This window comes from Citrobacter sp. 506 (assembly GCF_050434985.1).
Lineage (GTDB): Bacteria > Pseudomonadota > Gammaproteobacteria > Enterobacterales > Enterobacteriaceae > Citrobacter > Citrobacter braakii.
In genome coordinates, this window is sequence record NZ_JBNDJN010000011.1 from 20,139 (window position 1) to 31,953 (window position 11,815).

12 protein-coding genes and 1 riboswitch are annotated in these 11,815 nt (G+C 54.6%); of the genes, 8 read left to right on the forward strand and 4 right to left on the reverse strand.

The genetic code is table 11. The annotated features are described in order from the left end of the window. Positions 1 to 14: 14 nt before the first annotated feature. A riboswitch (TPP riboswitch) is annotated at positions 15 to 137 on the reverse strand. Between the two features lie 49 nt (positions 138 to 186). Further along, complete coding sequence (locus ABIE10_RS23305) at positions 187 to 675, reverse strand: Rsd/AlgQ family anti-sigma factor (protein WP_047498843.1); 489 nt, start codon at positions 673 to 675, stop codon at positions 187 to 189. 96 nt (positions 676 to 771) lie between these two features. On the opposite strand from ABIE10_RS23305, the gene nudC reads away from it, so the two are divergent. The 6 genes from nudC to ABIE10_RS23335 all read left to right on the forward strand — a co-directional run bounded on the left by nudC (position 772) and on the right by ABIE10_RS23335 (position 5,130). After that, on the forward strand, positions 772 to 1,545 hold the full coding sequence (gene nudC, locus ABIE10_RS23310) for an NAD(+) diphosphatase (protein WP_016155312.1): 774 nt from the start codon (positions 772 to 774) through the stop codon (positions 1,543 to 1,545). 43 nt (positions 1,546 to 1,588) lie between these two features. Beyond that, positions 1,589 to 2,653 (forward strand): uroporphyrinogen decarboxylase, encoded by a 1,065-nt coding sequence (hemE, locus tag ABIE10_RS23315; protein ID WP_016155313.1) that lies wholly within the window; start codon positions 1,589 to 1,591, stop codon positions 2,651 to 2,653. A gap of 9 nt (positions 2,654 to 2,662) precedes the next feature. Then, on the forward strand, positions 2,663 to 3,343 hold the full coding sequence (nfi, locus tag ABIE10_RS23320) for a deoxyribonuclease V (protein ID WP_016157948.1): 681 nt from the start codon (positions 2,663 to 2,665) through the stop codon (positions 3,341 to 3,343). A gap of 33 nt (positions 3,344 to 3,376) precedes the next feature. Further along, complete coding sequence (locus ABIE10_RS23325) at positions 3,377 to 3,967, forward strand: YjaG family protein (RefSeq protein ID WP_003842015.1); 591 nt, start codon at positions 3,377 to 3,379, stop codon at positions 3,965 to 3,967. Positions 3,968 to 4,153: 186 nt separating this feature from the next. Further along, complete coding sequence (hupA, locus tag ABIE10_RS23330; RefSeq protein ID WP_001044509.1) at positions 4,154 to 4,426, forward strand: nucleoid-associated protein HU-alpha; 273 nt, start codon at positions 4,154 to 4,156, stop codon at positions 4,424 to 4,426. 11 nt (positions 4,427 to 4,437) lie between these two features. Then, positions 4,438 to 5,130, forward strand: a complete 693-nt coding sequence (locus ABIE10_RS23335; RefSeq protein ID WP_047359007.1) for a DUF1481 domain-containing protein — start codon at positions 4,438 to 4,440, stop codon at positions 5,128 to 5,130. A gap of 59 nt (positions 5,131 to 5,189) precedes the next feature. Here ABIE10_RS23335 and zraP read toward each other — a convergent pair whose 3' ends face one another. Then, positions 5,190 to 5,630 carry a zinc resistance sensor/chaperone ZraP gene (gene zraP, locus ABIE10_RS23340; protein WP_216403877.1) on the reverse strand — a complete coding sequence of 147 codons (441 nt, stop codon included), beginning with the start codon at positions 5,628 to 5,630 and terminating at the stop codon, positions 5,190 to 5,192. A gap of 264 nt (positions 5,631 to 5,894) precedes the next feature. Between zraP and zraS the strand changes: the two genes are divergently transcribed. Both zraS and zraR read left to right on the forward strand, forming a co-directional pair. Further along, positions 5,895 to 7,280 carry a two-component system sensor histidine kinase ZraS gene (gene zraS, locus ABIE10_RS23345; protein ID WP_047498846.1) on the forward strand — a complete coding sequence of 462 codons (1,386 nt, stop codon included), beginning with the start codon at positions 5,895 to 5,897 and terminating at the stop codon, positions 7,278 to 7,280. 5 nt (positions 7,281 to 7,285) lie between these two features. Then, entirely contained in the window at positions 7,286 to 8,611 is a 1,326-nt protein-coding gene (gene zraR / locus ABIE10_RS23350; protein WP_259689444.1) for a sigma-54-dependent response regulator transcription factor ZraR, read from the forward strand. Here zraR and purD read toward each other — a convergent pair. Beyond that, positions 8,608 to 9,897, reverse strand: coding sequence for a phosphoribosylamine--glycine ligase (gene purD, locus ABIE10_RS23355; protein ID WP_016157951.1), 1,290 nt, complete (start codon positions 9,895 to 9,897; stop codon positions 8,608 to 8,610). The genes zraR and purD overlap by 4 nt on opposite strands. 15 nt (positions 9,898 to 9,912) lie before the next feature. Continuing rightward, positions 9,913 to 11,502 carry a bifunctional phosphoribosylaminoimidazolecarboxamide formyltransferase/IMP cyclohydrolase gene (purH, locus tag ABIE10_RS23360; RefSeq protein ID WP_429157297.1) on the reverse strand — a complete coding sequence of 530 codons (1,590 nt, stop codon included), beginning with the start codon at positions 11,500 to 11,502 and terminating at the stop codon, positions 9,913 to 9,915. Positions 11,503 to 11,815: the final 313 nt, after the last annotated feature.

Here is an 11,815-nt window from a genome sequence, read left to right on the forward strand (position 1 = left end):
AAGGGCGATACGGTTGTAGATTGACTCTTGTTCCCTTCGCAGGTTTTAACCTGATCAGGTTCCGCGGATCCCGAATTAACGGTCTCAGCCTTTTCCACTCATGCTGCTGTGGAAAATAAGCACTCCGACAAGAAGTAACCTCAAAAAGAGGTAATGAATGTAAATTACGCGTTAATGTCGCAAATCTCAAGCAGGACGTTTGATCATGCTACTCTCGTGCATCGCATCAAAAACCAGCATGATCAGCTTATCTTCCAGCACGAACCGGGCTTCCAGCGCCTCGCCGATATCCGATAAGGCCTGTTGAAATTCAAGGAAGTTATCGTGATCAATGGCAGTCTCCAGACTGGAATCATAGTAGTCCATGATCAGTTGCGTATTGGCTTCCAGGAGCGGCCAAATTTTTGTGGCTTTTAAAAGCTGCCCGTTCCCTTCCAATTTATGGAGAATACGTTCATAAATACTGAAGTGTCCGGTGGAAAGGTAATCGACCAGGCTCTGGCAAAAATCATCCAGCGCCTTTTCATTGAGCCGCATGTACGATTCTTTGCCAGGCTTAATGCCAACCAGATTGTAGTAAGCCACGAGCAGGTGCTTACGTACATGTAGCCAGCGATCAACCAGTTTGTTACTTCCTCCGACGTGCTCCGTCAGGCTTTCCAGCTGGTTTAGCATGATTGACTCCGCAAGATGGTGTTTAGGAACGGCTCACCCGTAAATGTAAAAATAATGTAAACAACATGCCTGTGAAGCAAAGGTTGCGCAAGAGATATGGATCGTATAATTGAAAAATTAGATAGCGGCTGGTGGATTGTCAGTCATGAGCAAAAGTTATGGTTGCCTCATGGCGAACTGCCTTACGGCGACGCAGCAAGTTTTGATCTGACCGGGCAGCGCGCACTTCCTATAGGCGAATGGGAAGGGGAGACGGTCTGGCTGGTGCAGCAGCAGCGTCGGCACGATATGGGGTCTGTGCGCCAGGTCATTGACCAGGATGTTGGCCTGTTTCAACTGGCCGGACGCGGTGTACAACTGGCCGAGTTCTACCGCTCACATAAATTCTGCGGTTACTGCGGTCATCCCATGCACCCGAGTAAAACGGAATGGGCGATGCTGTGTAGCCACTGTCGAGAACGCTACTACCCGCAAATTGCCCCCTGCATTATCGTCGCTATTCGCCGTGACGACGCTATCCTGCTTGCCCAACATGTTCGCCATCGTAACGGCGTGCATACCGTGCTGGCGGGTTTTGTCGAAGTGGGCGAGACCCTCGAGCAGGCGGTGGCACGCGAAGTCATGGAAGAGAGCGGCATTAAGGTGAAAAACCTGCGCTACGTCACTTCTCAGCCGTGGCCGTTCCCACAGTCTTTGATGACCGCATTTATGGCGGAGTATGATAGCGGCGAAATTGTTATTGACCCGAAGGAACTGCTGGAAGCGAACTGGTATCGCTACGACGATTTACCGCTCCTGCCCCCGCCGGGCACCGTCGCGCGTCGATTGATTGAAGATACTGTCGCCCTCTGTCGGGCAGAGTATGAGTGACACACATGTTACACTGGCGTGAAATAGCTCAAGGAATGGAAAAATGACCGAACTGAAGAACGATCGTTATCTGCGTGCGCTGCTGCGCCAGCCCGTTGATGTCACTCCGGTATGGATGATGCGCCAGGCGGGCCGCTATCTACCGGAATATAAAGCCACGCGCGCCGAAGCGGGCGATTTTATGGCGCTGTGCAAAAATGCCGAGTTGGCCTGCGAAGTCACGCTGCAGCCGCTGCGTCGCTATAAGCTTGATGCGGCGATCCTCTTTTCGGATATCCTGACGATTCCCGATGCGATGGGACTTGGGCTGTATTTTGAAGCCGGAGAGGGCCCACGCTTTACCTCACCGATCGCCAGCAAGGCTGACGTCGACAAACTGCCGATCCCGGACCCGGAAGATGGACTGGGTTATGTGATGAATGCGGTGCGCACTATCCGCCGTGAACTGAAAGGCGAAGTGCCGCTGATCGGCTTCTCCGGTAGCCCGTGGACACTGGCGACCTATATGGTCGAAGGCGGCAGTAGTAAGGCCTTCACCGTAATTAAAAAGATGATGTACGCCGATCCAAAGGCGCTGCATCTGCTGCTTGATAAGCTGGCGAAGAGCGTCACTCTGTACCTGAACGCGCAGATCAAAGCGGGCGCGCAGTCGGTAATGATTTTCGACACCTGGGGCGGTGTGCTGACCGGTCGCGACTATCAGCAGTTCTCCTTGTATTACATGCACAAAATCGTCGACGGCCTGATGCGCGAGAACGAAGGTCGTCGCGTACCGGTGACGCTGTTCACCAAAGGCGGTGGTCAGTGGCTGGAAGCGATGGCGGAAACCGGCTGTGATGCGTTAGGTCTGGACTGGACCACTGACATTGCCGATGCGCGTCGTCGTGTAGGTCATAAAGTGGCACTGCAGGGCAATATGGATCCGTCCATGCTGTATGCGCCGCCAGCCCGCATCGAAGAAGAGGTGGCGACGATTCTGGCCGGTTTTGGTCAGGGTGAAGGCCATGTCTTTAACCTGGGCCACGGCATTCATCAGGATGTCCCGCCAGAGCATGCGGGTGTCTTTGTGGAGGCGGTACATCGGTTGTCTGAACAGTACCACCGCTAAGGAGTCATTATGGATCTTGCGTCATTACGCGCGCAGCAGCTTGAACTGGCCTCCTCAGTGATCCGCGAGGATCGCCTGAGGAGCGATCCGCCGGATCTGATCGGCGGGGCGGACGTTGGGTTCGAGCAGGGGGGCGAAGTGACGCGAGCCGCGATGGTCTTACTGAAGTACCCCTCGCTGGAACTGGTTGAATACAAGGTGGCGCGAATCGCCACCACCATGCCCTACATTCCTGGCTTTCTCTCCTTTCGCGAAACACCCGCGCTGATGGCCGCCTGGCAGCAGCTTTCGCACAAGCCTGATCTGCTGTTCGTTGACGGTCACGGGATCTCTCACCCTCGCCGTCTGGGCGTGGCCAGCCATTTTGGCCTGCTGGTGGATGTCCCGACGATTGGCGTGGCGAAAAAACGGTTGTGCGGCAAGTTTGAGCCGCTCGCCGCCGAACCCGGAGCGTTAGCGCCGTTGTTGGATAAAGGCGAACAGCTGGCATGGGTTTGGCGCAGCAAAGCACGCTGTAACCCGCTGTTTATCTCTACGGGTCATCGCGTGAGCCAGGACAGCGCGTTAGCGTGGGTACAATGCTGTATGAACGGCTATCGTCTGCCGGAACCAACACGCTGGGCAGATGCGGTGGCATCCGAACGCCCTGCTTTTACGCGGCTTGCAGCAAAAACGCCCCATATCGGGTAAACTGCCGCTAATTTCCGTATTTGAGAACTCATCATGTTACAAAATCCGATTCACCTGCGTCTGGAGAAGCTGGAAAGCTGGCAGCACGTCACGTTTATGGCCTGTCTGTGCGAACGCATGTACCCCAACTACGCCATGTTCTGTAAGCAAACCGAATTTGGCGATGGACAAATTTACCGCCGAATTCTGGATTTGATTTGGGAAGCGCTGACGGTTAAAGACGCGAAAATCAATTTCGATAGCCAGTTGGAAAAATTTGAAGAGGCTATTCCTTCAGCAGACGATTACGATCTGTACGGCGTTTATCCGGCGATTGATGCCTGTGTGGCATTAAGCGAACTGATGCATTCGCGTCTTAGCGGTGAAACGCTGGAACATGCAATTGAGGTTAGTAAGGCTTCGATTACGACGGTTGCGATGCTGGAAATGACCCAGGCTGGTCGCGAAATGACCGATGAAGAGCTCAAAGAGAACCCGGCCGTTGAGCAAGAATGGGATATTCAGTGGGAAATTTTCCGACTTTTAGCCGACTGTGAAGAACGCGATATTGAGCTGATAAAAGGGCTTCGTGCAGACCTGCGCGAGGCTGGCGAGAGCAATATTGGTATAAATTTTCAGCAATGACACCATAAAACGTGATTTAACGCCTGATTTGTCGTGCCTGAAGGCTTCCCATCCGCCCCCGGTCTGGTCTACATTTGGGGGGCGAAAAAAAGTGGCTATCGGTGCGTGTATGCAGGAGAGTGCTTTTCTGGCATTTCCGTCGCACTCGATGCTTAGCAAGCGATAAACACATTGTAAGGATAACTTATGAACAAGACTCAACTGATTGATGTAATTGCAGACAAAGCAGAACTGTCTAAAACACAGGCTAAAGCTGCTCTGGAATCCACTCTGGCTGCTATTACTGAGTCTCTGAAAGAAGGCGATGCTGTACAACTGGTTGGTTTCGGTACCTTCAAAGTGAACCACCGTGCTGAGCGCACTGGCCGCAACCCGCAGACCGGTAAAGAAATCAAAATTGCCGCAGCTAACGTACCGGCATTTGTTTCTGGTAAAGCACTGAAAGACGCGGTTAAGTAATTCGCGTGGCAGTGAACAGTTTTATCGAAGGGGCGGTTTCGCCCCTTTTGTCCATCTGGCGTCATTCGCTTTGGCTTTCAGGTGTGCTGTTACTGTCTGCCTGTAGTCGCCACTCTGAGCTTCCTCCGTTCACGGCCAGCGGCTATGTTGGCGATCAGGGGGCGGTACGCATTTGGCGTAAAGATTCCAGCGACGATGTTCACTTGCTCTCGGTATTTAGTCCGTGGCGTAAAGGCGATACCACCACCAGTGAATACCGCTGGCAGGGTGATTCGCTCTCGCTGATAGAACTCAACACTTACAGTAAACCACCGGAACATGTCCGTATACGCTTCGATGACCGGGGCGAACTGAGTTTCATGCAGCGTGAAGTCGATGGGCAAAAGCAGCAGCTTTCCAGCGATCAAATTGCGCTTTACCGCTATCGTGCCGATCAAATCCGCCAGACCAGCGATGCGTTGCGTCAGGGACGGGTGATATTGCGTCAGGGACGCTGGCATGCGAATAACACAGTCACGACCTGTGAAGGTGAAACACTGAAGCCCGATCTGGAATCGTGGGCGATAAACCACATTGAGCGCCGCCAGAGCCATTCATCTGTAGAAGTGAGTGTGGCATGGCTGGAAGCGCCCGAAGGGTCGCAGCTACTGCTGGTTGCTAATGAAGATTTTTGTCACTGGCAGCCTACTGCCAAAACCTTCTGAAAACCTGATGCCAGGACATCGGGCCAGATAAGGTGAGGCCGCCATCCGGCAAAAAACGTTTACCAGTGGCCCATTCCCATATGGCCGCCGCGATGGTTACCGCCACCGCCGCACCCGCCGTAGCCCATTCCCGCTCCGCGAGGTACGCCTGCCTGGGCCATTGCGACATCGCGTTTAACGCGCTGCTCATCCAGTGACTGATTCAACGCCTCCATCTCTTTTGCCACGGCATTAATTTTTGCAGTGTCCGGCGAGCTGGCTGTTAGCAACGCGTTGTACTCATAACGTTTAGAGGTCAGCTGTTGGCGCAAGGCGTTGGTCTGCGAGTAGTAATCATCATAGATTTTCTGCGCGGTAGCCTGCTGCTCAGTGGTCATTGGCGTACCGCCTCGTTGCTGCATTCCATCACCATATCCCCAGTGATTCTGCGCCAGCGTCGGGGTAGAGCCCAACGCGATAAGAGAGAGTGCAATCAGCGCCAGTTTGTTGTTCCGTTTCATGGGTCGTTCTCCTGTTGGTTAGATTACATTTCCTATTGCATCTTCCGTGCCAAAGCGGCAATCCCGGTCCCGCGGGAGTTGTAGTCGTGGCCTTTACAGGGCGACGAGTAAAAATGACTCGCCAGAACGCGCCGGCGGGTCATTTTTACCCGCTACTTTCAGCGGTTTGTGTCTGAGGGCAGGGTTATCACGGAGAAAAAATGGCATGATTTCTGCTGTATACCTGCAACGATGAAAGGAACAGGTGGGATAAAGGGAGAGCGTATGCGTCTTTATAAGGACACGGCGGCCAAGTGGTTGAGCCGACTCTTGCTGGCGGCAATCCTGATTTTGGTCGGTTGGTTTTCGATTATGACCATTCGGGACTATGGGCGGGAAAGCGGCGCCGCGCGGCAAACGCTACTGGAAAAAGGCAGCGTGCTCATCCGCGCTCTGGAGTCTGGTACGCGCGTAGGTATGGGGATGCGCATGCATCATGCTCAACAGCAGACGCTGCTGGAGGAAATGGCCGTACAACCAGGCGTGCTATGGTTTGCCGTCGTTGACGATCATGGCGTCATTATTACTCACAGCAATTCCGCGATGGTCGGTAAAACGCTCTATTCACCGGATGTCCTGCGACAACTAAGCCCCGGGGAACAGGAAAGCTGGCGGAATATTGACATGCCTACGGGGGACGGTGAAAAAACACCTGTCCTGGAAATTTATCGTCAGTTTCAGCCGATGTATGGTCCAGGACGTCATGGCATGGCGCGCTGTGCCAGCAATGACGGACAGCTTATCACCCCCGCACAAACCATATTTATCGCTTTTGATGCCAGCGATCTGGCTGCGACTCAGGCAAGAGAGTGGCGTAACACCCTGATCGTCCTGTCTGCGCTGGCGGCCGTGCTGCTGGCCACTGTGCTGACGTTCTTCTGGTATCAGCGCTATCAGCGCTCGTACAAAGAACTGCAGGATGCGATGAAGCGTAAAGAAAAACTGATGGCGCTCGGACATCTGGCGGCCGGGGTCGCGCATGAGATTCGAAACCCGCTTTCATCGATCAAGGGTTTAGCGAAGTATTTTGCTGAACGAACTCCGGCTGGTGGTGAGTCGCATGAGCTGGCGCAGGTGATGGCGAAAGAGGCGGACCGTTTAAATCGGGTGGTGAGCGAGCTGCTGGAGCTGGTGAAACCTGCGCATCTGACGCTGCAACAGGTGGATCTCAATGAGGTCATCACCCACTCATTAAACCTGGTGAGTCAGGATGCGGCAAGTCGGGAAATCCAGCTACGCTTTTCGGCCAGTTCCACGCTGCCCGCTATTCAGGCCGATCCCGACCGACTGACTCAGGTTCTGTTGAATCTGTATCTGAACGCCATTCATGCGATTGGTCGTCAGGGCACGATTACGGTTGAAGCGAGTGAAAGCAGCGGCGATCGCGTTAAAATCGTGGTTATTGATAGCGGGAAAGGGATTGCAGCGGAACAGCTGGAGGCTATTTTTACGCCTTACTTCACGACTAAAGCGGATGGAACCGGCCTTGGGCTGGCGGTAGTGCAGAACATAATTGAACAGCACGGTGGTACCATTCATGTGGCAAGCGTTGAGGGCAAAGGCGCAACCTTTACCCTCTGGCTGCCGACCAACGCGAAACAACAGGATTAACAAGGATGACGCGCGGAAAAATCAATATTCTGGTGGTAGATGACGATATCAGCCACTGCACCATTTTACAGGCGCTGCTGCGCGGCTGGGGTTATGAGGTCGCGCTGGCCTATAGCGGGCAAGCGGCACTGGAACAGGTGCGTGAACGCGTATTTGATTTAGTGCTGTGCGATGTGCGTATGGCGGAGATGGACGGCATTGCAACACTGAAAGAGATTAAAGCGCTGAATTCGGCGATTCCGGTATTGATCATGACGGCATTCTCCAGCGTGGAGACCGCCGTTGAGGCGCTGAAAACCGGGGCGCTGGACTACTTAATCAAGCCGCTGGATTTTGATCGCCTGCAGGAGACGCTGGAAAAGGCGCTGGCGCATACGCGGGAAATGGGCGCTGAACTGCCGTCAGGGTCGGCTGCGCAGTTCGGCATGATTGGCAGCAGTCCGGCGATGCAGCAGTTGATCAATGAAATCGCGATGGTTGCGCCCTCGGATGCAACGGTGCTCATTCACGGAGACTCCGGTACGGGGAAAGAGCTGGTGGCCCGGGCGCTGCATGCCAGCAGTGCCCGCTGTGATAAACCGCTGGTGACGCTGAACTGTGCGTCGCTTAATGAATCGCTGCTGGAGTCCGAACTTTTTGGTCATGAGAAAGGCGCGTTTACCGGCGCGGATAAGCGGCGGGAAGGGCGCTTTGTGGAAGCCGAAGGCGGCACGTTATTTCTTGATGAAATTGGCGATATCTCACCGCTAATGCAGGTGCGTCTGCTGCGGGCTATCCAGGAGCGGGAAGTGCAACGGGTTGGCAGCAACCAGACTATTGCGGTTGATGTCCGGCTGATCGCTGCCACTCATCGCGATCTGGCGGAGGAAGTTAACGCCGGGCACTTTCGTCAGGATCTCTACTATCGCCTGAACGTCATCACTATTGAAATGCCAGCGCTGTGCCAGCGTCGGGAAGATATTCCTCTGCTGGCCGAACATTTTCTCCAGCGTTTTGCCACACGTAATCGAAAAGCGGTGAAAGGCTTTACTCCGCAGGCGATGGATCTGCTGATCCACTATGACTGGCCGGGTAATATCCGTGAGCTGGAAAATGCGATTGAGCGTTCGGTGGTGCTGCTAACGGGGGAATATATTTCCGAACGCGAGCTGCCGATGGCGATTGCCGCGACACCGATAAAAACGGAATACAGTAGCGAGATTCAACCGCTGGTGGATGTCGAAAAAGAAGTGATTCTGGCGGCGCTGGAAAAAACGGGCGGCAATAAAACCGAAGCCGCCCGTCAGTTAGGTATTACGCGCAAAACGCTGCTGGCTAAGCTCAGCCGTTAGTTTTGCTCACGTTCGATGGCGCGCCAGCCGATGTCGTTACGGCTGAAGCTGCCGTCCCAACGGATGTCGGTCATCAGGGCGTAGGCACGCTGCTGCGCCTCGGCAACGGTGTTGCCCAGCGCGGTGGCGCACAGGACGCGACCGCCGTTGGTCAGCACGCGATCGTCAGCAGACAGTTTGGTGCCCGCGTGGAACACTTTACCGTCAGCGACTTCTTCCAGCGGCAGGCCGTGGATCTCATCGCCAGTATTGTAGTTGCCCGGATAACCCCCTGCGGCAATCACTACGCCCAAAGAGGCGCGTTCGTCCCACTCAGAGGTTTTCTCATCCAGCTTGCCATCACAGGCGGCAAGGCACAGTTCGACCAGATCCGATTTCATACGCAGCATAATCGGCTGGGTTTCCGGATCGCCGAAGCGGCAGTTGAACTCGATAACCTTCGGGTTGCCCTGTTTGTCGATCATCAGACCCGCGTACAGGAAACCGGTGTAAGTGTTCCCTTCCGCCGCCATGCCTTTTACGGTTGGCCAGATGATGCGTTCCATGGTGCGCTGATGAACGTCGTCAGTCACCACCGGTGCAGGTGAGTAAGCGCCCATACCGCCGGTATTCGGACCGGTATCGCCGTTGCCCACGCGTTTGTGGTCCTGGCTGGTGGCCATTGGCAGCACGTGCTCGCCGTCAACCATCACGATAAAGCTCGCTTCTTCACCGTCAAGGAACTCTTCGATAACGATACGGTGGCCCGCATCGCCAAAAGCGTTACCTGCCAGCATGTCATGAACGGCGGCTTCGGCTTCCTCCAGCGTCATCGCGACGATAACGCCTTTACCGGCGGCCAGGCCGTCGGCCTTGATAACGATCGGCGCGCCTTTCTCACGCAGATAGGCCAGCGCAGGCTCAATCTCGGTGAAGTTCTGATACTCCGCCGTCGGAATGTTATGACGGGCAAGGAAATCTTTGGTGAAGGCTTTGGAGCCTTCCAACTGTGCTGCACCTTCGGTTGGGCCGAAGATTTTCAGACCGGCAGCGCGAAACGCATCGACCACGCCAATTACCAGAGGCGCTTCTGGGCCAACGATGGTCAGATCGATCTTCTCATTCTGGGCAAAGCTCAGCAGCGCCGGAATATCGGTCACGCCGATTGCCACGTTTTGCAGCGCAGGTTCCAGCGCGGTGCCCGCGTTGCCTGGTGCGACAAATACCGTTTCGACTTTTGGCGACTGCGCCGCTTTCCAGGCCAGCGCGTGTTCGCGCCCGCCGTTGCCAATCACTAATACTTTCATCGTCTGCTCCGTGGATTAATGGCGGAAGTGGCGCATGTCGGTGAACACCATCGCTATGCCGTGCTCGTCGGCGGCAGCAATGACTTCATCATCACGGATAGAACCGCCTGGCTGGATCACGCAGGTCACACCGGCGGCGGCGGCGGCATCAATCCCATCGCGGAACGGGAAGAAGGCGTCGGATGCCATAGAGGAACCTTGAACTTCCAGACCTTCGTCGGCGGCTTTAATCCCGGCGATTTTTGCGGAATATACGCGGCTCATCTGGCCTGCGCCTATGCCGATAGTCATGTTCTCTTTGGCGTAAACAATGGCGTTGGATTTTACAAATTTAGCTACTTTCCAGCAGAACAGCGCATCGCGCAGTTCCTGTTCAGTCGGCTGACGTTTGGAAACTACGCGCAGTTCACCTTCGCTCACCATACCCAGGTCACGATCCTGAACCAGCAGACCGCCGTTAACGCGTTTGAAGTCCAGGCCCGGCACACGTTGTGCCCACTGACCGCAGGTCAGCACGCGGACGTTCTGTTTGGCGGCGGTGATTTTCAGTGCGTCTTCGGTTGCGGATGGCGCGATGATCACTTCCACGAACTGACGGGAAATGATGGCTTGAGCAGTTTCGGCATCCAGTTCGCGGTTGAAGGCGATGATGCCGCCGAACGCGGAGGTCGGGTCGGTTTTATAGGCGCGGTCGTAAGCATCGAGAATAGAGGTACTGACAGCCACGCCGCACGGGTTAGCGTGTTTGACGATCACACAGGCTGGCTCGTTGAATTCTTTTACGCACTCCAGCGCCGCATCGGTATCGGCGATGTTGTTGTAGGAAAGTGCTTTGCCCTGTACCTGCTGTGCGGTGGCAACGGACGCTTCTTTAACATTCTCTTCTATATAGAAGGCAGCCTGTTGGTGGCTGTTCTCGCCGTAGCGCATATCCTGCTTCTTAATGAAGTTCAGGTTCAGTGTACGTGGAAAGCGACCGGCGGCGTCTTTGCTTTCGCCGTGGTAGGCCGGAACCATGCTACCGAAGTAGTTGGCGATCATGCTGTCGTAAGCGGCGGTGTGTTCGAAGGCTTTAATCGCGAGATCGAAACGTGTGTTGAGGGTCAGAGAACCGTCGTTGGCATCCATCTCTTTAATAATGGCGGCGTAGTCGCTGCTCTTCACAACGATAGCCACATCTTTATGGTTTTTGGCAGCGGAACGCACCATCGTCGGGCCGCCGATATCAATGTTTTCTACCGCATCTTCCAGCGAGCAGCCTTCACGGGCAACGGTCTCGGCGAACGGGTACAGGTTAACAACCACCATGTCGATAGGTGCGATGCCGTGCTGTTCCATAATCCCGTCGTCCTGACCGCGACGACCAAGAATGCCGCCATGGACTTTCGGATGCAGGGTCTTTACGCGTCCATCCATCATTTCCGGGAAGCCGGTGTAATCGGAAACTTCGGTCACTGGCAGACCTTTCTCAGCTAACAGGCGCGCAGTGCCACCTGTAGACAGCAGCTCCACACCGCGTGCGGAAAGTGCCTGAGCGAATTCGATGATACCGGCCTTGTCAGAAACACTGAGCAGAGCGCGGCGGACTGGACGACGTTGTTGCATGGTAAATCCCCTGGATTTGACTATTACAGAGAGCGTTAGGTGAATTCTTGGCTAAAAACTCAGCTAACGCCCCTTACGGGGCATCCTTGTTGTGCGGGGGCATTGTAACGAAAACGTTTGCGCAACGCTCGCGAATTTTTAATTTTCGATTTTGACCTCTTCTTTTTCCGTTGAAGGATGCTCATATAAACAGAGAAGTGCATAAACGATCGCGTGGTTTGTGGATAACTCTGTGTGTAAATGGGTATAAGGCGGGGTTTTGCTGTGGAATGCAGCGGTCAGTCATTTTTCTGCAATTTAAGGGTTGCGGGCC